Origin of the sequence: Roseivivax sp. GX 12232, assembly GCF_021272185.1 — a bacterium.
GTDB lineage: Bacteria > Pseudomonadota > Alphaproteobacteria > Rhodobacterales > Rhodobacteraceae > Roseivivax.
In genome coordinates, this window is the sequence record NZ_JAJSEC010000001.1 from 202709 (window position 1) to 222796 (window position 20088).

Annotated in this window: 18 protein-coding genes; 11 read left to right on the top strand and 7 right to left on the bottom strand. The window is 68.3% G+C overall.

Going from position 1 to position 20088, the window contains the following annotated elements; genetic code table 11:
- Window positions 1–5: 5 nt before the first annotated feature.
- From LR948_RS00880 to LR948_RS00905, 6 genes are all read right to left on the bottom strand, one after another.
- A complete protein-coding gene (locus LR948_RS00880; protein WP_232752028.1) occupies window positions 6–1295 on the bottom strand; it encodes a flagellar hook-length control protein FliK in 1290 nt (429 codons plus the stop codon).
- Between the two features lie 8 nt (window positions 1296–1303).
- Complete coding sequence (locus tag LR948_RS00885; protein ID WP_232752029.1) at window positions 1304–2011, bottom strand: sigma-70 family RNA polymerase sigma factor; 708 nt, start codon at window positions 2009–2011, stop codon at window positions 1304–1306.
- An 82-nt stretch (window positions 2012–2093) separates the two neighbouring features.
- Window positions 2094–2804 (bottom strand): hypothetical protein, encoded by a 711-nt coding sequence (locus LR948_RS00890; RefSeq protein ID WP_232752030.1) that lies wholly within the window; start codon window positions 2802–2804, stop codon window positions 2094–2096.
- A gap of 288 nt (window positions 2805–3092) precedes the next feature.
- Window positions 3093–4109 (bottom strand): flagellar motor protein MotB, encoded by a 1017-nt coding sequence (locus tag LR948_RS00895; RefSeq protein ID WP_232752031.1) that lies wholly within the window; start codon window positions 4107–4109, stop codon window positions 3093–3095.
- Between the two features lie 29 nt (window positions 4110–4138).
- On the bottom strand, window positions 4139–4588 hold the full coding sequence (locus tag LR948_RS00900; protein ID WP_232752032.1) for a MucR family transcriptional regulator: 450 nt from the start codon (window positions 4586–4588) through the stop codon (window positions 4139–4141).
- A gap of 401 nt (window positions 4589–4989) precedes the next feature.
- Window positions 4990–6057, bottom strand: coding sequence for a hypothetical protein (locus LR948_RS00905; protein ID WP_232752033.1), 1068 nt, complete (start codon window positions 6055–6057; stop codon window positions 4990–4992).
- 130 nt (window positions 6058–6187) lie between these two features.
- On the opposite strand from LR948_RS00905, the gene motA reads away from it, so the two are divergent.
- From motA to LR948_RS00945, 8 genes are all read left to right on the top strand, one after another.
- Window positions 6188–7054 carry a flagellar motor stator protein MotA gene (gene motA / locus LR948_RS00910; RefSeq protein WP_232752034.1) on the top strand — a complete coding sequence of 289 codons (867 nt, stop codon included), beginning with the start codon at window positions 6188–6190 and terminating at the stop codon, window positions 7052–7054.
- Window positions 7051–7299, top strand: a complete 249-nt coding sequence (locus LR948_RS00915; RefSeq protein WP_232752035.1) for a hypothetical protein — start codon at window positions 7051–7053, stop codon at window positions 7297–7299. The genes motA and LR948_RS00915 overlap by 4 nt, the downstream gene beginning before the upstream one ends.
- On the top strand, window positions 7296–7721 hold the full coding sequence (locus LR948_RS00920; RefSeq protein WP_232752036.1) for a hypothetical protein: 426 nt from the start codon (window positions 7296–7298) through the stop codon (window positions 7719–7721). The genes LR948_RS00915 and LR948_RS00920 overlap by 4 nt, the downstream gene beginning before the upstream one ends.
- 120 nt (window positions 7722–7841) lie before the next feature.
- Window positions 7842–9536, top strand: coding sequence for a DUF3131 domain-containing protein (locus LR948_RS00925; RefSeq protein ID WP_232752037.1), 1695 nt, complete (start codon window positions 7842–7844; stop codon window positions 9534–9536).
- A complete protein-coding gene (locus tag LR948_RS00930) occupies window positions 9536–10897 on the top strand; it encodes a hypothetical protein (protein ID WP_232752038.1) in 1362 nt (453 codons plus the stop codon). Before LR948_RS00925 ends, LR948_RS00930 begins: the two co-directional genes overlap by 1 nt.
- Window positions 10898–11011: 114 nt before the next feature.
- On the top strand, window positions 11012–11704 hold the full coding sequence (locus LR948_RS00935; RefSeq protein WP_232752039.1) for a hypothetical protein: 693 nt from the start codon (window positions 11012–11014) through the stop codon (window positions 11702–11704).
- Between the two features lie 82 nt (window positions 11705–11786).
- Window positions 11787–13751, top strand: coding sequence for an ABC transporter ATP-binding protein (locus LR948_RS00940; RefSeq protein ID WP_232752040.1), 1965 nt, complete (start codon window positions 11787–11789; stop codon window positions 13749–13751).
- Window positions 13752–13788: 37 nt separating this feature from the next.
- Window positions 13789–15048 (top strand): HlyD family secretion protein, encoded by a 1260-nt coding sequence (locus LR948_RS00945; protein WP_232752041.1) that lies wholly within the window; start codon window positions 13789–13791, stop codon window positions 15046–15048.
- A gap of 26 nt (window positions 15049–15074) precedes the next feature.
- Here LR948_RS00945 and LR948_RS00950 read toward each other — a convergent pair whose 3' ends face one another.
- Window positions 15075–15716, bottom strand: a complete 642-nt coding sequence (locus LR948_RS00950; protein WP_232752042.1) for an OmpA family protein — start codon at window positions 15714–15716, stop codon at window positions 15075–15077.
- A gap of 39 nt (window positions 15717–15755) precedes the next feature.
- On the opposite strand from LR948_RS00950, the gene LR948_RS00955 reads away from it, so the two are divergent.
- From LR948_RS00955 to LR948_RS00965, 3 genes are read left to right on the top strand one after another with little or no spacing between them, the layout of a single operon-like run.
- Window positions 15756–16892 carry an acyltransferase gene (locus tag LR948_RS00955; RefSeq protein ID WP_232752043.1) on the top strand — a complete coding sequence of 379 codons (1137 nt, stop codon included), beginning with the start codon at window positions 15756–15758 and terminating at the stop codon, window positions 16890–16892.
- Window positions 16886–18253, top strand: coding sequence for a hypothetical protein (locus tag LR948_RS00960; protein ID WP_232752044.1), 1368 nt, complete (start codon window positions 16886–16888; stop codon window positions 18251–18253). The genes LR948_RS00955 and LR948_RS00960 overlap by 7 nt, the downstream gene beginning before the upstream one ends.
- Window positions 18254–20080 (top strand): glycosyltransferase family 2 protein, encoded by a 1827-nt coding sequence (locus LR948_RS00965; protein WP_232752045.1) that lies wholly within the window; start codon window positions 18254–18256, stop codon window positions 20078–20080.
- The last annotated feature ends 8 nt before the right edge of the window (window positions 20081–20088 follow it).

Sequence of the window (20088 nt, forward strand, 5' to 3'; positions counted from 1 at the left end):
TCCCTTCAGGTCAGGATGTCGAGCCGCCCGTCGGTGCGCGGACCCGGGGCGGGCCGCGTCTCCGGGGTCTCGGGCGGGGTCTCGGATGTCTCGGTCACGGTGCGGGCGGAAGCCCCGGGCGCCTCGGGGGAGGCCTCCTCGCGGTCCTCGAAGCCCTCGAAGTCCAGGCTCTCGCCGCTCAGCTCGACGCCGCTTTCGGCGAGCATCGCCTCGAGCCCCTGCCGGTCGCCGCGCAGGGCGGCCAGCGTCGCGGGGTTCTCGGCGCGGATCACCACGCGCAGCTGCCCGGCCTCGTCGGTGGCCAGTTCGACCTCCAGCGCGCCGAGGCTCGCGGGCGAGAGCTCGATGCGGGTGCGGCCCTCGGTGATGCCGGCGCGGCGGATCTGGTCGAGCACCCCGCGCGGCATCTCCACGGCGGGCGCCATGGCCATCTCGGGCGCGGCGGAGGGCATGGGCGGCAAGGCAGCGGCCTGCGGGGCGGAGGTGACAGGCAGGACCGGCACCGGGGTCTCGAACCGCAGCGGCGCGGGCGCCTCGGTCGTGAGGATCGGCCCGGGCGTGGCGGCGGGGATCGCCGAATTGCTCGGGACCTGCGGACCCTTGGGGCTGCCGAAGAGGGCCTCGGCGGGGGTCGCCTGACCGGCGCTTTGCGCTGGCGTTGCGGTGATGCGGGCGGTCTCCAGCCCGGCAAGCGGCGCGCGGGGCTCCGGGCTCGGCTGCGCGGGGCTCTGCGGGACGTTGGGCGGGGCGGAGAGATTGGCGGCGACGGGCGCGCCGGGGGTCTCTGCTAGCCCGGCGGGTTGCGCCTTGGGCGCGGTGTCCGGCGTCGCACCCGGCGCCCCGAGCCCCAGCGCCTCGGAGAGCGCGGTGAGCACCGCCCCCAGCCGCTCCGGCGCTTTGGCGGGCAGGTCCGGCGCCAGCGCGTCGAGCGCCTCGGCCAGACCCTGCGGCAGCTCGGCCCCGGCTTCGGCAAAGACCGCGCTCAGTTCCTCCATGACGCGGGCGTCGAGGCGCGCCTGGCCCGCAGGGCTGAGCGGCGTCTCGGCGGGCAGCGCCTCTGCGAGCCGGGCGAAAGCGGCGTCGAGCTTCAGCAGAAGACCCTCGGGCAGTTCCTGGCCGGACGTCGCCTCACCCGCAGCGGCGCCCTGCCCCTGCGCGGGCCGTTCCTCGCCGCCCTCGAGCCCGCCCAGCACCCGGGCGAAGCCCGGCGCGTCGCCCGCGGCAGACGCCCCCGGACGCCCCGGCCGGGCCTCCTGCCCGGCGGGCAGTTGCGAGAGGATGCGCGCGAGATCCATGCCGGCGCTCAGTGCAGCACCGACAGGGTGAAGCCCTGCGCGATGAGTTTCTGCCGGAGCCGCGCCAGCGCCCGCGTCTCGATCTGGCGCAGCCGCGCCGGCGAGGTAGCGAGGTCGCTGGCGATCACGCTCATCGGCTCGGGATCGGGCATCAGGCGGCGGCGCTGGATCACCTCGGCCTCGACCTGGCTCAACTCGGACATGGCCTGGTGCAGCCGGGCCACCATCATCGCCTCGTCCGAGCGGCGCATGGCGTCCTCTTCGGGCGATGCCTCGTCCGAGGCGATAGCCTCCAGCTCGGCCTGCAGCGCGTCGGGCGAATGCGCCCCGCCGGCCGAGATCCCGGCCAGCCGCGCGTCGATCGGAGAGCTGCCCTCCATCCGCGAGATCAGCGCGCCGCGGATGCGTTTCACCGCGGCGGCCAGCTCGTTGCGGACCCACCAGGCGGCATAGGTGGAGAAGCGAACGTCGCGCGCGGTGTCGAAGTTCTCGGCGGCGCGGATCAGCCCGATCACGCCCTCGGCCACGAGATCCTCGAGATGCGCGGGGTTGTCGGTCCAGCGGCGCGCCAGCGACCAGACCTGCCGGGCGTGCGAACGCACCAGAAGCTCGAGCGCGGCGCTGTCCTTGTCGCGTTGCCAGCGCAGGATCGCCTCGCGCTCTTCGTCGACCTCCAAAAGCGGTTCCCGCAGCGCATGGCTGAAAGACGTGAGCATCCCTGCCTCTTGGATTATCGTTATCAAGGACAGGTAAGCACAGATTCAAGGACTTAAAAAGGAATTCCCGGTTTACGCCGGGTTAAACGCGGCTCCCGATCATGCTGTCGGGGGCGAGGCTGCGGAAGGTGATCGCCTCTTCCGGCTGCCGCGTCAGGGTGCGGAACAGCTCGAAGCTCAGGGGGTGACCGCCGAGGATCACCGCCTTGAGGATCATCGCGGTCTGCACGATGTGATGGTCGGGCAGGAAGGTGCCGCTGAGAATGCCGCCCGAGGCCGCCTCTGCGCCCGACATCTGCCGCAGCTCGCGGGTGAATCCGCGGGTGAAATGCACCAGGTCGAGATTGGCGATCGAGGCATAGCCCATGTCGATCAGCGTCTCGTAGCAATGCCAGAGCGCACAGAGCCCATGGGTGCCGCGGGCATCCTCCGGGCCGGTGCCGCTGAGCACGGTCGCGGCGCGCGCGGCGATCCGGCCCGAAAGCTCGGCGCTGCGGCCCGCGCAAAGCGCCGTCCGGGCCTGCGGCGCGGGCAGGATGACCACCAGCGCCTCGGCGGGCAGGCGCAGGTCGAACTCCTCGACCAGCACGTCCCCCAGCGCCAGGTCGGGGTCGAGCATCACGTCGTCCCGGATCACGGTGATCTGGGCCACGTCCTTGTCGGCAAACAGAAATTCCGCGTGCGACACCGGCAGGAGCCGCCGCAGGAGATGCGCGATCTGCTGGGTCTGCGAGCGCGGCGCGGGGCGCAGACGCCCATCCCAGATCATATCGAGCAGATGTTCGGTCACCATAACGGTCTCTGATGTCCTTGCAGCTTGTCCCCGATTAAAGGCTAGTAAAGGCCTTCCCCCATGGGAAGGAAAAACACCCCGGAGCCCGCTATATCGTGGAAGTTTTTTGGGGATAACGCCCAGATTTAGTGGCGCCGCATATCGCCAAAACAAGCCAACACATTCCAGATCGGCGATTTTTTGCGTCTATACAAGGCTCAGGCGCAAATCTCGCGCCGCAGCGCGGAAAAAGCCGCGCCGCGCCGTCGCAAGACCTTGTGGCCCCAAGACAGCAGCGGCGCGATTCCCTCAGATCGGCGACTCGACTCCGCTGGGATAGAGCAGCTTGATGCTGACCCGCCGATTCTCGGGCGAGTCCGGCGCCTCGGGCAGGAGCGGCACGGTATCGGCCAGCCCCGCCACCCGGGCGATGCGCGCGGGCTGCACGCCGCCCGCAAGAAGCACGCGCCGCGTGGCATTGGCGCGTTCGGCGGAGAGATCCCAGTTGTCGTAGCCCTCGGTGGTGAAGGGCACGGCGTCGGTATGGCCCGAGATCAGGATCTTGTTCGGCAGTTCGGTCAGCACCGCCGAGACCGACTCGATCAGCATCCGCGTCTCCGCCGAGATCCGCGCGCTGCCCGAGGCGAACATCGACCGGCCCGGCTGGTCGACGATATGCACGTCGACCCCGTCGGCGGACTGGCTGAAGCGGATGTTGCCCAGGAATTCCTCGGGCAGGCCGCTGGCGCGGAGCTGCTCGGAAATCTGCGCCTGCAGCGCCTCGAACTCGGCGGCGCGCTCTTCCTCGGGGGTCGGCGTGACGGCGATGGCCTCGTCGTCCATGCCCTCGGCGCTGGCGCTTTGGGTGCCGGTCTCCCCGGCGCCGGGCGCGGTCTCGCTGCCCTCGGCGGCGGGGCCTTCGGCGCTGGCCTCGCCTGTGCTGTCACCCGGGCCGCCCGCCGCGGTGGCGTCGTCGTAGCGCAGCCGGCTGTCGAAGACCATCAGCGGGTTTTCCTGCCCGAAGGCCGGTATCGGGGGCATCTCCTCGCTCGAGGGCACGCCGCCGACGCGCAGCTGGTCGTTCGAGACGATCTGCCCGTCGAGAAGCTCGGGCCCGCCGCCGTTCGACTGGGCCATGACCGGCGTGAAATATTCCGCCAGCCCCTTGAGCTTGTCCGCATCCGCCGCGCTGACGATCCAGAGCAGCAGGAAAAAGGCCATCATCGCCGTCATGAAGTCGGCATAGGCCACCTTCCACGAGCCGCCGTGGTGGGCGTCGTGGTCATCGCTTTCCACGCGCTTGATGATGACGGGTTTCTCGGCCATCGACGTTCCCCTGCCCTGTCAGCGCGATCTCAGGACGAGACGCTCTCTGTCCCGGTGCGGGCCGCGGACTTGCCGCGGGCATAGGTGCCGAGGCCGCGTTCCTTGGCGTAGCGGGCCTTGCGCTCGGAATAGCTGGGCGCGACCAGAGGCGTGTCCTCGGTCAGACCGAACATCCGGCGATACTGCTCTTCGGTGAGGCCGTGCTCGGAGCCGATGTGCCGCTTGAGCATCTTGAAGCCCTTGCCGCAGCACAGGCAGTAGACCTTGTCCTGGGTCACCGCCTCGGCGATCGGCAGCGCCGGGACCGCCTGGGGTCCGGGCTGGCCCGCCTGGGCCGTCGCGGGCTCCGGGGCCTCGCCCATCTCGTGGCGCAGCTTGCGCACCAGTTCGACGATCTCGTCGGGTCCGACCTCGGGACGCGCCGCATAGGCAGCCACGATCGAGGAAATGAAGGCGTCGTTCTTGTCTTCTGCAGTCATGGTCATTTCTCTCTTCTGAGACTGACGGCGGGCCCTGCCCTGCCGTCTTGACGATGCACACTCGTGATGCACACACCCTCGGCCGCCTTCTGCATGCCGGTTTCGGTCCCAAAGGCGCCCCGCAGGACACCCCCGACCAGGTTCAAAATCACCGCGCGGCCCCCTGCCGCAAGCACCCGGTTCTGGGCCCCGCGACCGCTTACCCGCGTCCACAAATCCCGCCGGCTATCCTTCAATCTTGCAAGACCGTTCTTGCAGTTCTCCGGGGCCCGCGTTCAATATTCAGGATATTGCTTTCGAAGTTTAAGAAAAGGTCAAAGAATCGGTAAATTTGTGGCCGATATCTTGTGCAGGCATGAATAGGCAAAAATTGGCGAAGGCGGAGAGGCCGTTTGAGCGGGCTATTGCCCGTCGCGCGCGTCCCAGATCGCGAAGCTCTGCAGCACGTTCATCGCCGCGTTGCCCTCGGCCGGGCGATAGGCCAGCAGGTTGCGCCCGCCGGGATCGGCCGATTGCAGCGCGGTGACCACGCTACCCGAGACGAGCCCCACCGCCACCAGCGCGAAAAGTGCAGCGCGCAGGCCCAGCATCCGCCCGCGCGGCTTCTTCGGCGCGGGCGCCGCGCGGCCGCGGGCCGGGTCGCCCTCGCGCGCCGGCGCCTCGGCCAGAAGCGGCGAGATCGGGGTGACGAAGATGCCCTCGGGGCTCATCACCACGTCGGCGAGGTAGCTTGCCTTGGTGAACAGATCGACGATCGCGCGCGGGAAAGCCGCCTGCGGCACGTCGATCATCACCCCCTGCCCCGGCGTCCAGTCGCCCAGGCACTCGGGGTCGATGACGAAGCAGCGCAGGTCGTCGCGGTGGCCCACCCGCTCGGCGCGCAGCGGCAGGCTGCGCTCGGGGATGGTCTCGGGGTCGATCAGCACCCGGATGCGCGCGCCGGTGGTGCGGATCTCGCCGGGCAGCACGGAGGTGCGGGTGTCCTCGATCTCGGAGATGGCGCGGAAGCCCGCGGGCAGCGGGTTGCGCGGCTCGGAAAAGGAGATGCGCGGCCGCCAGGCCGGTTTGGGCTTGGGCGCGGGCGGCGGGGCCTTGGGCGCCGGCGCGGGTTTCCGTGCGGCGCTGGCCGGTGTCGCCGTGGTGCCCACCGTGTCGACGTCGAAGCTCTGCGCCATGCGGGCGAGCCCCTCGGTCGTCTCGATAATACGGAAGAGCGCCTGGGCGTCGGAATAGAGCACCTTCATGGTCGGTGCGCCGGGCATCCGGGGCGAGACCGCGAAACTGCCCGCGGCCCAGCCGGTCGCCGCGCCGATCCGCGCCAGCACTGCCTCGGGCGCCTCGGTGCGAAAAAGCACCGCCTGGGTGCCGCCGTCCTCGGAGAGGCACAGCGCCAGCCCGACCCCCTGCGGCCAGTCGTGCATGACCGGGGTCAGTTCGTCCTCTTCGTAAAGATAGGCCAGGCGGTCCATCGCGGCGGTCTCGATCCCTATCGTTAACCTGCCACTAATCTTGCCTATTCTTGAATAGCAGTCAAATACTATGGCGAAATCGGCTTTACTATCCTATGATCACCAAAGACTTCCTTGTTCGGAGCAAGACATGACGTTGTTCATCGGGATCGCCATGGTCTTCGGGCTGCTCTTCGGCGGGTTCATCCTGTCCGGCGGCAAGCTCGACATCGTGCTGCACGCCATGCCCTACGAAGGCATGATGATCGTCGGCGCGGCGCTGGGGGCCTTCGTGATCGCCAACTCGATGCACGGGGTGAAGAAGGCCGGGAAGGGCTTTCTCAAGGTGATCAAGGGCCCGAAGTGGAAGGCCAAGGATTACATCGACCTGCTCACCCTGATGTACGAGCTGTCGCGGATCTACCGCACCAAGGGCATCCTGGCGCTCGACGACCACATCGAACGGCCCAAGGAAAGCGAGATCTTCCAGCGCTACCCGCGGGTCCTGGCCGATCACTTCGCGATCGACCTGATCACCGATTCGTTCCGCATGCTCGCCATGCAGTTCGACGACCGCTTCGACACCGAAGAGGTGATCAACCGCAAGATCCAGAAGCACCACAAGGAAGCCATGACGCCCGCCGATGCGATCCAGGTCATGGCCGACGGTCTGCCCGCCATCGGCATCGTCGCGGCGGTCCTGGGGATCATCAAGACCATGTCCTCGATCGACCAGCCGCCCGAGGTCCTGGGCGGGATGATCGGCGGGGCGCTGGTCGGCACCTTCCTGGGCGTCTTCCTGTCCTACTGCATCGTGCAGCCCATCGCCGGGCGGCTGAAGCACATCGAGCACGAGGACGTGGCCTTCTACCACATCATCCGCGACGTCTTCGTCGCCATGATCGCCGACCATCCGCCGAACGTCTGCGTCGAGATCGCCCGCGGCGTCATGCCCTCGGGCGTGCAGCCGGACTTCGAGACGATGGAGACCGCGCAGAAGCAGCTCGCCGCCGCATGAGCGCGCGGGGCCTCTCGACGCTTGCTGCCCTGGCGCTGGCGGGGGCGCTGGCCCTGCCGGTTGGCGCCTGGGCCGCCGGGCCGGGCCCCGAAGAGGACAGCGCCGAGGGCGAGGATGCGGCCGAGGAAGAGGCCCCCGGCCCGATGTCGCATTTCGAGCGTCCCACCGGCTTTTCGCCCGACCTCATGGAGAAGATGCGCGCCGCGCTGATCCGCCGGGCCGAGACCCGCGAGAGCGGGGAATGAGCGCCGGGCGGGCCCGCACCTTCGAGGTCCTGACCCGCCTGCGCGAGGCCGAGCTGGAAGAGGCCGCCCGCGAGCTGGCCGAGCTGCGCCGCCGCGAAAGCGCCGCGCGCAGCCGGGCCGAAAGCCTCGTCGCCCGGATCACCGAGGAAGGCAGCAGCCCTGACAATCCCGCCGCCACCGCCTATCGCGGCCAGTGGCTCTCGGCGATCAGCGCCGAGCTCGAGGCCGCCTGGGCCGAGGTCGACACGCTGACCCGTCAGATCGAGGGCGCCGCCGCGGCGGTCCGGGGCCGCTTCGCCCGCGCCAAGCAGATCGAGACCCTGGGCGAGCGCGCCGCCGAGGCCCGGAGCGACGAGGCCAACCGCCGCGCGCGCCGCGCCGCCGAAGAGGATCTGTCGCGCCCGCGCGCGCCCTTCCTCTGAGCCCCGCCAGCTGACCCCAGACAGCCCTTTGCCCCGTCTCCGCCGCCCGTAAGCGGTTTGTTAGGCTTGATCGTGTTAGGCCCTTGCCCCGACAGGCCCGCCACCGAAGACGGATAGCGCATGACGCCCCCTTCCCGCCCCGGCTCCCGCCGCAAGACGCCCTGGTCCGCGATCTGGATGTTCGCCGCCGCCGGGCTTGCCGTCCTGGCGCTTTCCGGCGGGGTGGGCACCACCGCGCGCAGCCTCTTCCTGGCCGGCGCCGACGAGGTCGATCCGATCATCGCGGGCAGCAACCTCGACGACCTGCCGCAGCTCATGCGCGGCAATATCCCCGTGGTCACCTCGAGCCGCTTCTACGATCTGCCGCGCCGCGAGAAGCCGCCGCGCATGTGCGAAATGCCCGAGGATTACTTCGACAAGCTCGACCTCGGGCGCGACGAATCCCCCGGCTACACAAGGCGCAACGAATACGTGCGCCGCTTCCAGCCGCGCCGGGGCTTTCTGAACGAACGCGAGCTGCGCGCCGCCAAGGTCGCCTGGCTCTACTTCGAGAAGTTCACCCAGGAGGGAACGGGGCTCGCCAATTCGGTCGGCAACTACCCCTCGACCACGCTTTGGGACACGGCTTCTTACGTGGCGGGCGCCGTTGCCGCCTACGAGTTCTGCCTGATCGAGAAGCCCGAGTTCGACCGCCGCATGACGCAGCTCTTCACCACGCTGAAGACGCTGGACCTCTTCCGCAACGAGATGCCGAACAAGGTTTATCACACCCGCACCGGCGAGAAGGTGGACTACACCAACAAACCCGGCGAGATCGGCTTTTCCGCGCTCGACATCGGGCGGATGATGGTCTGGATGCGGATCGTGAAGAACCGCTACCCGCATCTCGGCAACACCATCGACGCGGTGCTGCTGAAATGGGATTTCTCCAACATCATCACCGAGGAGGGCCTGCTGTTCGGCGCCTATGTCGACGAGGATACCGGAGAGACGCGTTATGCCCAGGAGGGGCGGCTCGGCTACGAGGAATACGCCGCGAAAGGTTTCGCCCTCTGGGGCTTCCGCCCGATCCTGGCGCATCGTGCCGAGCCTTTCCTGACCGCCACGATCTACGGCGTGCAGGTGCCCTACGACGGGCGCGACCCGCGGATCTTCCACTCCCAGAACTACGTGGTGACCGAATCCTACCTGCAGGACGGGCTCGAGCTCGGCTTCGACCTGCCGCATGACGACCACACGCCCGACTGGCTCAGCTCCGACGGCTGGCGGGCCGAGTTCGCCGACCGCATCTACGAGGTGCAGGAGCAGCGCTGGCGCCACACCGGCTTCATGACCGCCCGGTCCGAGCACAACGTGAAGGGCCCGCCCTATTTCACCTACGACACGATCTTCTCGGACGGCTATCCCTGGAACACCGTCACCCCCCGGGGCGATTACACGCCCGACCATGCGGCGGTGGCGGCCAAGGCGGCGCTGGGGCTCTGGGCGCTCTGGGACACCGATTACACCGACGTCCTCTACGACGCGATCATCGAGCTCTATGACCCCGAGACCGGCATGTACGAGGGTCTCTACGAACGCGGCCAGGGCCGGGTCGAGATCTTCACCGCCAACAACAACGGGATCATCCTGACCGCGCTGCTCTACAAGCTGCAGGGCAAGATCCTGACGCCCTACACCGGCGAGACCGAGGTCTGGTACACCGCCTTCCGCGACCAGGACATCCGCGTGCGCCGCAATTATCCCGATCCGCCCCAGCGCGAGGACTGGCTGCCGGCCCTGCGCCATTCAACCCAGCAGAAGGTGGAATTCTGATGCCCCTGTCATCCCTGACGCGCGCGCTCGCCGCGCTGGCGCTCGCGGTCTGCGCCGCCGGCCCCGCCCCGGCGCAGGAGGCCGGCGCGCCCGACCCGACCTTCGCCTCGGAAAACGCCATCCTCGACACTTCGATCCTCTTTGCCATCGGCGCCCGCGAGGCCCGGCAGGAGCTGCGCGGCGCCTTCGGCTGGCCGACCTTCCAGGAGGGCCTGGTCGAGGGCGTCTACTTCCGCTTCGACCCCGATGGCTATGCCCGCTTCGCCCCCTCGCCCCGGCTCGACGCCGATGTCTTCGAGGTCATCTGCCGCCCGCGCACCTATACCTGCATGGGCCGCAAGGGCGCGATGCAGGTGGGGCTGACGCCTGCCGGGCAGCTGCAGCTCGACATCGAGAACGCCAGCGAGGGCGACGATTTCGTCCTGGCCGAGAACATCGACGAGCTGGCTCTGCCGAAGACGCTCCTGCAGCCGCTCGACCGGCGGCTCGAGGCGCTTCTCTCCTCGGGCGGGGAGCTGGTGATCCGCCGCAACGGCGCCGAGGTGGTGCGGATCTCGCTCTCGGGCTTCTACGCCGCCACGACCTACCTGCGCTGGGTCGCGGCCCGGCAGGACTACGCCGTGCTGCCGCGCAGCTGGCCGGTGCCGAACTCGGTCCAGGACGGCCCCGGAGCGCTGACCCGGACCGAGACCTGGGCCTCGCCCATGCCGCGCCCGCTCACAGCCCCCGGGGCCCCGGCCCAAGCGCCCGCGCCGGCCCTGCCCGGCACGACCCAGCCCCCGCGCATGGCCGAGGATGTGGCCGAGGTCCGCGGCGAGCTGCGCATCCTGCGCGAGATGATGATGGGCCAGCCCGTGGTCCCCGCCCCCGGCGCGGGCGCGCCCCTGCCGACCGCCGCGCCTCAGGCCCCCGGGGCCATGGCCGATCGGCTGACCGCGCTCGAGGCCCAGGCCGAGGCGCTCCTCTCCGAGATCGCCCACCTTCGCGACGTGATGGCCCCCGCCGCCCATGGCGTGCCACAGGCGGCCCTTGCGCCCCAGGGTCTGCCCCCCGCGCCCGCCGCCCTCAGCAACGGTCCGGGCAGCGAGGCCGAGCGCATCTCCCGCCAGCTCGACTACCTGATGACCGAGATCGGCCTCGCCCCCGACGTGGCGCTGACGGTGATCCAGCACCAGCGGCTCGAGGCCGACCCCGAGGCCCAGGCCAGCCGCGCCGCCGAGGACGCGCTGATCGACAGCATCCTGGCCGAGATCGGCCCGGCCCCCGCGCCGCCTCAGCCGCCCGCCCCCGAGATCCCGCCCGAGGACTACCAGCTTCTCAGCGACTACGTCCGCTCCGTCATGGAGGAGATCGACCGCTAAGCCCGGGGCATTTGTCTCAAATCCCGCGCATCTGCCCTCGCCGCGCCACAGTCCCGCTCTGCCGCCGCCCCGCCGATCCCGCTACCCTTGCGCCATGCAACAGGGAGCGCGCGGATGGTCCGGGCCCACAAATTGTCACTCTGGGCGCTCGGCGGCGCGCTGATCCTCTGCGCCCTTCTGCTGCGCCCAGGCAGCGCCGCGCCCGCGGAGCTGCGATCCGAGATCTCCGTCGACGGGCCCGCGCTGTTCTACGCGGTCTCGGGCGAGGCGCGCCGCCCGCTTTGGGCGGTGCACTGCCGGCTGCGCCTGCGCGGCTGCATCGCCCGCGCGCCCGGCCTGGTCCTGCGCCTCGACGAAGCGGGCGCCCCCTGGCTCCTCGCCGCGGTCCCACCCGGCGCGCGGATCTCGCTTGCCCGGCGCAACACCAGCCAGCCGCTGCCCGGCCTGCTGACCGCGCCCCTCGAGCCGGAGGTGCTGGCGCGCCTCTCCGCCCCCGGAGCCGCGCTGATCGTCGAGGACGCCGGCCAGGTGATCCTGCAGAGCCCCACCGAAGGGCTCACCGAGGTCGCCGCCTACCTCGCCTGGCTCGCCAGCGACAACGCCCGGACGCTGGGCGACGCGCGCCTCTGGCCGAAAGGCGGCCCGCTTCAACCCGAAGCGATGACGCCCGAGGTCCTCGAACGCTTTGCCGTCCAGGACCGCCGCGCCCGCGAGGCCGCCCGCCAGCTCATCCCGGTGACCAAGCCGCAAAGCGAGTTCGCCCTGCGCGCCCAGGCCCCCGACCGCGCCCAGCTGCCCGCCCGCTAGGCCGCGCGCCGCGCCTCTCGCAAGGCTTTCTTAAGGGAGATCGGCTAGCAAGGGCGCGCCCCCTCGCGGCCAGGACCCCAGGATGCTGCATCTCACCGATCTCGCCACCCGCCCCTCCGACGACGACAGCGCCGCGCTGCCTCCCGCGACCCCGCCGCGCCTGCGCGACCGGGCCCAGGAACGCTGGAGCCTGACGATCGGCGCGATTTTCGCGGGCGCCGAGGCGCTCTGCCTCTGCGCCGCGGGCTTCCTGACGGTGCTCTTTGCCACGCTCGTCGGCGAACAGGGGGAGCTCTCCATGGTCGGCCCGCTCCTGGCGCTCGGCGCCAGTTTTGTCCTGGCCATGCTGGTCCTGAGCTACACGCAGGCCCGCGCGCTTTCCGGCCAACGCGCGCTCCGCCGCCGTGCCAGCCTGGCCGGCCGCGCCTTTGCGGCGGGTTTCCTCTGCCTCGCGCTGGCCCTGCTGCATCCCCTTTTGGGCGCCGCGCCCCTTGCAGCCACCTTGCTCGGCGCCGGCGCCCTGGCGCTGGTGGCCCGCCGCGCCCCGCACGAACCGCTCTGGGATTTCCTCCCGCAAGAGGCCGTGGCGCTCCTCTCCGGCCGCGATGCCCGGGGCCTCGAGCTGGCGCTCGCCCCGCCACCCGGCCCGGTCCTCGCCACGGCCACGATCCGCGCCGCCCAGGCGCTGGCGCTGGTCCTCGCCGCGGGCGCCGCGGCTTACCTGACCGGCCAGAGCACGCTCGCGCTCGCGGGCTACGCGCCGCCGGTGCTGGCCGCCCCTTGGGCGACCGGCGCGCTGCTGGCCTGGCTCGCCGAGGTGCTCTCCGACCGCGCCGCGCGCCTCCCCGCCACAACCGCGCTCCGCCCCGATCCCCCGCCCGAAGGCGAGGCCGAGGAGGTCGGCCTGCATGTCACCCATCTGACCCTGCGCGACGCCAGCGGCACGCCGCGCCTCTCTGACGTCAACCTGGAATGCGAGCCGGGCATGGTCACCGGCCTTCTCGGCGACAGCGGATCGGGGAAAAGCCTTCTTCTGCAAGCCCTTGCCGACCCCCATGCGCTCGAGGGCATGCAGGTCACCGGCCGCGCCAGCCTCAGCGGCCGCGATCTCTGGCAGCGCGCCGCCGCCGAACAGGCGGTGATGCTCGCCCATCTGCCCGAGGCCCCGATCCTCCTCGCCGCAAGCGGCGCCGACAACCTCACCTGCTTTCACCCCGGCGATCTGCTCGCGCGCGGCAAATGGTTCCTCGAACAGCTGGTCTTCGCCACCGACATGGTCGAGGAAATCTGCGCCACCGGCGACGCCCGCCGCCTGCCCTACATGCAGCGCAAGGCCCTGGCGCTGGCCCGCGCTTTCCTGCTCGGGCCCGAGCTCTACCTGCTCGACCGCCCCGAAGATGGTCTGCCGCCCAAGCTCATCCCCGCCCTCGAACGCCGCATCACCCACGAGGTCCGCCTGGGCCGCAGCATCCTCATGGTGACCGACAACCGCGCGCTTCTGGCGCTCTGCGACCGCATGGTGGTGCTGCAGAACGGACGCGTCGTGGACTACGGCACCGCCGAGGGCATCCGCGACCGCCAGGACACCGGCTGGGCCCGCTTCCGCGGCCGCCGCGAACTGGCCAGCGACGACAGCCTCCGCTTCTGGGTGCGCTCGCATTTCTACCGCGCCGGCGACGAGGCCAACCGCCGCAAGCTCGCCGCCGTCGCCTCGCAGCTCCTGGCGCTCTCCTGTCAGAGCCGCGACCGCCAGGCGCCGGGCCATGTGAGCTTCACCTTCAAGCATTTCCAGGGTCATTGCCTCCTGCGCATGCAGGATAGCGAGGCCCCGATCGGCCAGGCGCATCTTGACCGCGCGCGGGAAGAGGCAGCCTCCGACAAGCCCGAGGCCCGGTTGTCGCCGCTTGCCGCCCTGATGCGCCTTTGCCTCGCGGTTGAGCCCGGCAGCCATCTCGACGACCGCATGATCGAGACCCGGATCGAGACCTATGATCCGCGCAAGACCCGCCCGCCGCCTTTGCCCGGGGACACCGATGCCCCGGCCTGACCCCGCGCGCCGCACCCTGCCCCGCCGCGCGTCGCCAATGTCACGCATCGGCTGGCTGGGCCTCGGCCTGACGCTGGTCGCGCTCCTGCTTTTCGCGGTCGCCAATTGGCTCGCGGGCCAGGAGCTGACCCCGCGCCACAGCTACTACGGCAGCCTGCGCCCCACCGGAGAGCCGCATCCCGTGGCCCTGCCCCCCCATGCCCTGCTGAAAGAGGTGGTCGTGACCGAAGGCGCTCAAGTCGCCCGCGGCGAAACCGTCGCCATCTACGACCTGCCCGCCCTCCGCGCCGAGGCCGAAGCACTGGAGCTCGAACGGCTGCACGACAGCGTCTTGCAGCAATGCCTGCTCGCCGACCAAAAGCCCCGCATGCCCGGCGCCTTCGCCCCCGAAGACGCCAAAGCCGCTGCCATGGCCCGCGCCGTCCGAAGCTGCCGCGAGTTGCGCCAGGCCGAAGAGGACATCCGCGCCCACCACGCCGCTCGCCGCCGAGCGGTCGAAGCCGAACGCGCCGTCCTCGCCCGCTACCTCGACAGTCTCACCGGAGCACCGCGGACCTTGGGTCCAGACACCGTTTCACCCGCCGCAGGCACCGCGACCACCGAGCCACGCCGAGCCCTCGCCCTGGCCCTCGCCGCCCAGCGCCTCGCGGCCCGCCTGACCGAAATCACCGCCGAAGAATCCACCGCCCTCCGCACCCATCACGCCCAGATCACAGCCCGCCTCGCCTTCCTCGCGGAATCCACCCAGGCCAACATGCTCCGCGCCAAAGCCCTGGCCCGACACATCAAGACCCCTCGCCTTCAGGCCCCCGTCACCGGCCGCATCGCCCGCATCCGCCCACTGGCCCAATCCGCACCAACGGCGAGCTCGCTTCCCCTGCTCGACATGACCACCGATGCAACGCCCGGCTTCACCGTCACCATTGATCTACCCGCGTCGCGGCTCCCGAACATTTCCCGCGGTCAATCCGTCGAAGTTCAGCTCGTGAACCTGCCGCGCCAATGGCCCGAACTGACAGGCCAGATCTCCCGAATCGAAGCGCAGAAAAATGGGCGCCTGCAGGCCCGCATTGCACTGTCCAAGGAAGACACCGACCTTCTCGCGCACCCTGAGAACGGCATCGGCCTGATCTCGACCTACACAGCCGCAGAGGTGCGGCTAGTCCATGCGGCTCGCCCACTCGAGCAAGCAGCTACTCGCGCAATCCTAAACATTCTGCCGCCAGCGACTGCGTGGTTCGGCTCACGGCTTGGGGCTTTAAGGCTCCAATCTCAGGAGATGCCAGCCTTATTTTAAGGTCCGGACCAGATCCCCCAAACCCTCTAGAGCCCCGCCGTCTCCGCGCTGCATCGCCGCACATAGACAGTCACGCGCCGCTGCCAGGCACTGGCCGCAGCAAGCTCCTGCATCGGCTCCGCAGCCCCCAGCCCCTCAACACGCTGGATCCGAGCGCGCCCGATCTGAGCCGCCAGCGCCTCTTCCACAACCCGAGCCCGTCGGGTCGAAAGCGGCAAGTTTACCGAGGGCGCACCGCTCGCATCCGAATGGCCGCTGAGTTTCAGACAGCTGCCTGCCAGAGCCTTCGTCCCAAGAATCTCGGCGATCTTCGAAATCTGCCGCTCCGCCGCAGCATCGAGACGCGTGCCTCCGCCGCGAAAGAAAACACTGCTCTCACGAAAACGCGCTGGTGGGGCTCCTTCCGCATCGCGCGCTGCACAGCCCGGTGCCTCCATGTCGTAGAGCACACGGATCTGCCGGCAGTCCTCTGCCGTCAACCCCTGCGCCGGTGCCGTTTCGGGTACGCAAAGACACAGCGCTATTGCGCCGCAGATAGTTCTCAACATTGCGCACCTCCTTTGCGCGTCATTCTTACCCGCAACCGTAAAGAAATCCTTGAAGCGCATTGGGCGACCGCCCGAACAAAACCCGAAAATCCGCCGCGCAATAACCATTTCTTCGGACATTGCCCGCAGTCTGGCCGCGAGAGACGACAGACGGATGCCATGATCGACACGCAAAGATACCCCGCGATCGACTCCCTGCGCCTCATTGCCGGGCTGTCGATGGTGGCGCTGCACGCCACCGCGGACCCGCAGGGGCTGCCCTGGCCCGACCACCCGCCCGAAGCGCGCGCCGCGCCGCTCTACCTTCGTGCGGTGCTTTACACCGCGCGGACCGAGCTGTTCTTGATCATCGCGCTTTTCCTGCTGCTGCTCGCGGGCGAAAGGCGCCCCCGCAGTTATCGCGCCACCATTGCCGAACAGGCCAGACGCCTGCTTCTACCCTTCCTGGTCTGGACGGGATTCTACGCGCTCTACGGCCTGATCAAGGCCCAGGCCTTCGGCTACCTCGGTCCCGCCCTGGCCGAACTTGCCGACCCCGTCGCCTGGCTGCGCTACCTGCTGCTCGGCGGCGTGAAATACCACATGCATTTTCTGCCGACGCTCTTCGTGTTGATTCTCGCCTACCCTCTTTACCGCCTCGCCCAACGCCAGCCCGCGCTTGGACTGGCCATCGGACTATGCCTCGCCCTCCGCCATTGGCTCGATGCCCGGATCTACGCAAACTTCTGGGGCAGCGACGCACTGCCTTTCCTAATCCGTGCCGCGAAGCTTTTGACCTACACCGGCTACGGCATGCTCGCGGGCGCAGCGCTGGGCCTATGGCAACACGGCGCACTCACCGCCCGGCGTTGGCTTGCACCCATCATTTTGCTCGGTGTGCTTCTCTTCACCATAAAGCTCGACGCCACGCAGCAGAGCATCGCGACTGGCGCCTGGGCCTTCGACCATGCTCCCGGGTACTGGGCCGATTTCCTTTTCCCGGCACTCCTCTTCCTAGCTTGCATGTCCCTCGGACAAGGCCACTGGCCGAATGCCGTGGCCCGCCACACGCGCTATGCTTTCGGCATTTATCTCTGCCACCCGATCTTCCTGGACCTATGCGAAATCGCGCTTCGCGACAGTTCATTGACGCCCTTCGCGCAGGTCACAATGAAGATCCTTCCAACACTTGCCGGGACTTTGGTCCTTGTCCCACTCATGGCCAAACGTCCTGCGTTGGCGTGGACCATCGGGCTAGGCCCGCTGCCCCAGCTGCGCCCAAGTCGCGCGACGGCGGCCAAGGAGCAATCATGCTGATCGAGACCCGACCGATCGATGATGGTCTGGCCGTCCTGACCGTCTCCGGCCGTTTGGCTCGTGCATCCGATCTGCCCCGGCTGTTGGAAACCTGCGATGCGCTCACCGCACTGGGCCGTATCGGTCAAGTGCTTGACTTGTCCCTTTTGAAGCGCGTTTCTTTTGAGGGACTTGCGTCCCTAGTCGAACTAGCCGCCCGCAGACCGCAGATCATTTTATGCTACGCCGCTTTGCCCGACGGCCCGCTGCGCATGCTGCGCCGCTCCGGTCTGGATCGCGGGCTTCGCATTCTACCGTCTCTTGAAGCAGCGCTTGGCACGCCCGAATTGCGGCGGGTATCACTAAATGCCACTAGAACGGTGCTTTTCCCCCCGCCAGTGGCAGGAGGTGGCTCCGCGCTGCTCCTCGACCTATGTGGCACACCGGTCATCGACCACATGTTGGCAGCGCTCGGCAAATACGGCCTTAGCGATTTGGTTGTAGACGCAAAAGGCGAGGCAGAAGCCATTCGCAGCCGGCTTGGCCCGGGCTCGCCTCCGGGCATGCGACTGCAATTTTGTGGTGCGAGACCTAGAGAAGCAGAACGCTACCCTTCGACCGGAAATATACTTAAGAATCTCCAAGAAGACCAAGCGGCCTTTCAAAGCGATTTGCTCGTCTGCGAAGCTCCAATCGTCGGTGTTCCCGACATGCAAGCAATGATGCGGGCACATCGGACCTCTAGGGCGCTCGCCACCGCAGCCATCGTTTCCACCACGCCTCCGGACAAAGGGGACCAGCCCCTCGGGCTCACCATTTACTCGCCTGAAGCCATCGACCGCCTACCGGCCGATAGCGGATCCGTTACTTGGCATACCCCAATAAATGCACGCACGAGCCTCGACCAAAGCATCGCTACATTCCAAGTGCCGTCAAACGCAATCCGCATCGACAGTTGGCAGGCCCTCTTCCGGGCTACCGCGGAGTGCCTGGCTGGCTGCACGGAAGTTCCGCCAACAGGACGCCGCATCGGCCCAGGGCTCTGGCGTGAGGAAGATGCTGAGCAACACCGCCAAGCGCAAATCCACGGACCTTGCCACATCGGTGCAGGAGCAAGGATCGACGCCGGAGCCTGTCTGAAAGGAGTGACGGCCATCGGCGCCGGCGCGCGCATCGAAAGTGCGACATTGCTTCAGGATTGCTTGGTTCTACCGGGGGCAGAGGTCCGGCAAGGGACATGGGCCAAAGGCCAGGTTATCGGTCCGAACGGCTTTTGTGACCTTCACTTCGCAAATGACCTCGCCGTGCCCGATACCCTCAATGCCGCCTCACCGGTTCATGAAGATCCGCCGCAACCCATTCCTATCCGCAGGCGCGCATAAATGGCTTTTCGGACAGCCCAACGACCAATCGCCCTTGCACCGAGGTCGGATCCGACCCCGCCCTATTTCCATGCCTTCCGCGATCGCACCAGTCCACCGAGCACAACCTTCGAGGGCCTTCACCGCGAGCTCTGGCATATCTCCGCCGGTATAACGCTTGGTTTCGGCATTTGGTATCTGACTTGGCGCTGGGGGCATTCCCTCAATCCGAACGCCCTGACATTTTCCATCGCGATCGCTGCGGCAGAAACCTTAGCTCTCACCGGCAGCCTTCTGTTTTTCTTCGACATTTGGGATGAGGCGGACACGCCACACGCGCCGTCACCAAAACGTCGTGCCGAGGCCGGTCTGGAAGGTCGCGACCCAATCCACATTGATGTCTTCGTAACAACTCGCAATGAACCGACCGAGGTCGTCAGCCCTTCGCTCGCTGCTGCCCGATCTGTCATCGCGCCGCCCGGCACGAGAACAACCGTGCACCTGCTCGACGACGGCTCCCGCCTCGCCATGCGCCATTTGGCCCTTGCAATGGGTGTTCAGTACCACGCGCGCGAGACGCGCCGCGGCTTCAAGGCCGGAAACTTGACACAGGCTCTTTTTGCGAGCGAAGGCGATTTCGTCGTGATCTGCGACGCCGACACCCAGCTATTCCCAAGCTTTCTGACCAATACTCTAGGCTACTTCCGCGACCCAGGCGTGGCTTTCGTCCAAACCCCACATTGGTTCTACGACATCCCCGAAGGCATCCCCTGGGCAGACTGGCTTGAAGCGCGCTTTGGCCGGAAGGCACGGCGCTTCGCCTCATGCCTCAGCGCGCTGACCGGCCGCCCCCGCCAAGGGGCAGACCCCTTCCTTTCGGACCCAGGCCTGTTCTTCGACGTCATCCAGCGCCGTCGCAACCGCCACGGCGCCGCGTTTTGCTGCGGCGCCGGGTCCATCCATCGCCGCGAGGCCCTGTTCCAGAACGCCCTCCTGGAACAGGGGCGCCGCCTGACGCGCCTCGCATGCAAAGACGACCCGGACAGCGCGCGAGCGTTCCTACCCCGGCTCGACCTCATGCCCTTCCGCTACCACGTCTCCGAAGACCTTTTCACCGCGTTCGAACAACACGCCAACGGCTGGCGCTCGGTGTACCACCCGGGGGTCGAGGCCCGTATGCTTTCGCCCTGGACCATGGACGCCTGGGCCACCCAGAAACTGAAATACGCCGGAGGCACCTTCGACATCTTCCTGCGCAGCGGGTTGATCTTTCGACGCGGCCTGCCCTGGGCCACGCGGCTGCACTACCTCGCGACCTTCTGGTCCTACCTCTCCGCGCTCTGGCTACCGGTTCTGCTGCTGGCCCCGGTGATCTCGCTTTTCACCGGTCTCGCCCCGGTCGAGGCATATTCGCTCGAGTTCTTCCAACACCTCCTGCCGCTTTTAATCATGAACGAACTGGCGATGACCCTCGCGGCGAAGGGCCACAACATCCACTCTGGCCGCATCCTCGCCATCGCCACCCTTGGCCTGCAATGGCGCGCGCTCTGTCAGGTCCTGCGCGGGCAGCCACCGCATTTTCCAACGACACCAAAACTGCCAAGCTTGGCCCCGCGCCTGCGCCATATGGCCCCAAACCTCGCGCTCCTCGCTCTGATGGGCCTTGTCGCAATCCACGGCACTTGGGCCTATCTCACTGGGATCGAGGGATTTTCCGCCAGCTTCCTGGCCGTCAACCTCTTCTGGCTTAGCCTGAATGCCGCCGCATTGATGCGCGCCGTCTCCGCCGGTTTCTGGCGCCCACCGGCGCCGCAAACCGCGCAACCGTCAGACGCCAAGGCCGCTTGATTCCGCCA

What these genes read in the sequence shown, in the direction of transcription:
- LR948_RS00880 (WP_232752028.1), bottom strand. Translation starts at nt 1,295, where the DNA reads ATGGATCTCGCGCGCATCCTCTCGCAACTGCCCGCCGGGCAGGAGGCC.
- LR948_RS00885 (WP_232752029.1), bottom strand. Translation starts at nt 2,011, where the DNA reads ATGCTCACGTCTTTCAGCCATGCGCTGCGGGAACCGCTTTTGGAGGTC.
- LR948_RS00890 (WP_232752030.1), bottom strand. Translation starts at nt 2,804, where the DNA reads ATGGTGACCGAACATCTGCTCGATATGATCTGGGATGGGCGTCTGCGC.
- LR948_RS00895 (WP_232752031.1), bottom strand. Translation starts at nt 4,109, where the DNA reads ATGGCCGAGAAACCCGTCATCATCAAGCGCGTGGAAAGCGATGACCAC.
- LR948_RS00900 (WP_232752032.1), bottom strand. Translation starts at nt 4,588, where the DNA reads ATGACTGCAGAAGACAAGAACGACGCCTTCATTTCCTCGATCGTGGCT.
- LR948_RS00905 (WP_232752033.1), bottom strand. Translation starts at nt 6,057, where the DNA reads ATGGACCGCCTGGCCTATCTTTACGAAGAGGACGAACTGACCCCGGTC.
- motA (WP_232752034.1), top strand. Translation starts at nt 6,188, where the DNA reads ATGACGTTGTTCATCGGGATCGCCATGGTCTTCGGGCTGCTCTTCGGC.
- LR948_RS00915 (WP_232752035.1), top strand. Translation starts at nt 7,051, where the DNA reads ATGAGCGCGCGGGGCCTCTCGACGCTTGCTGCCCTGGCGCTGGCGGGG.
- LR948_RS00920 (WP_232752036.1), top strand. Translation starts at nt 7,296, where the DNA reads ATGAGCGCCGGGCGGGCCCGCACCTTCGAGGTCCTGACCCGCCTGCGC.
- LR948_RS00925 (WP_232752037.1), top strand. Translation starts at nt 7,842, where the DNA reads ATGACGCCCCCTTCCCGCCCCGGCTCCCGCCGCAAGACGCCCTGGTCC.
- LR948_RS00930 (WP_232752038.1), top strand. Translation starts at nt 9,536, where the DNA reads ATGCCCCTGTCATCCCTGACGCGCGCGCTCGCCGCGCTGGCGCTCGCG.
- LR948_RS00935 (WP_232752039.1), top strand. Translation starts at nt 11,012, where the DNA reads ATGGTCCGGGCCCACAAATTGTCACTCTGGGCGCTCGGCGGCGCGCTG.
- LR948_RS00940 (WP_232752040.1), top strand. Translation starts at nt 11,787, where the DNA reads ATGCTGCATCTCACCGATCTCGCCACCCGCCCCTCCGACGACGACAGC.
- LR948_RS00945 (WP_232752041.1), top strand. Translation starts at nt 13,789, where the DNA reads ATGTCACGCATCGGCTGGCTGGGCCTCGGCCTGACGCTGGTCGCGCTC.
- LR948_RS00950 (WP_232752042.1), bottom strand. Translation starts at nt 15,716, where the DNA reads ATGTCCGAAGAAATGGTTATTGCGCGGCGGATTTTCGGGTTTTGTTCG.
- LR948_RS00955 (WP_232752043.1), top strand. Translation starts at nt 15,756, where the DNA reads ATGATCGACACGCAAAGATACCCCGCGATCGACTCCCTGCGCCTCATT.
- LR948_RS00960 (WP_232752044.1), top strand. Translation starts at nt 16,886, where the DNA reads ATGCTGATCGAGACCCGACCGATCGATGATGGTCTGGCCGTCCTGACC.
- LR948_RS00965 (WP_232752045.1), top strand. Translation starts at nt 18,254, where the DNA reads ATGGCTTTTCGGACAGCCCAACGACCAATCGCCCTTGCACCGAGGTCG.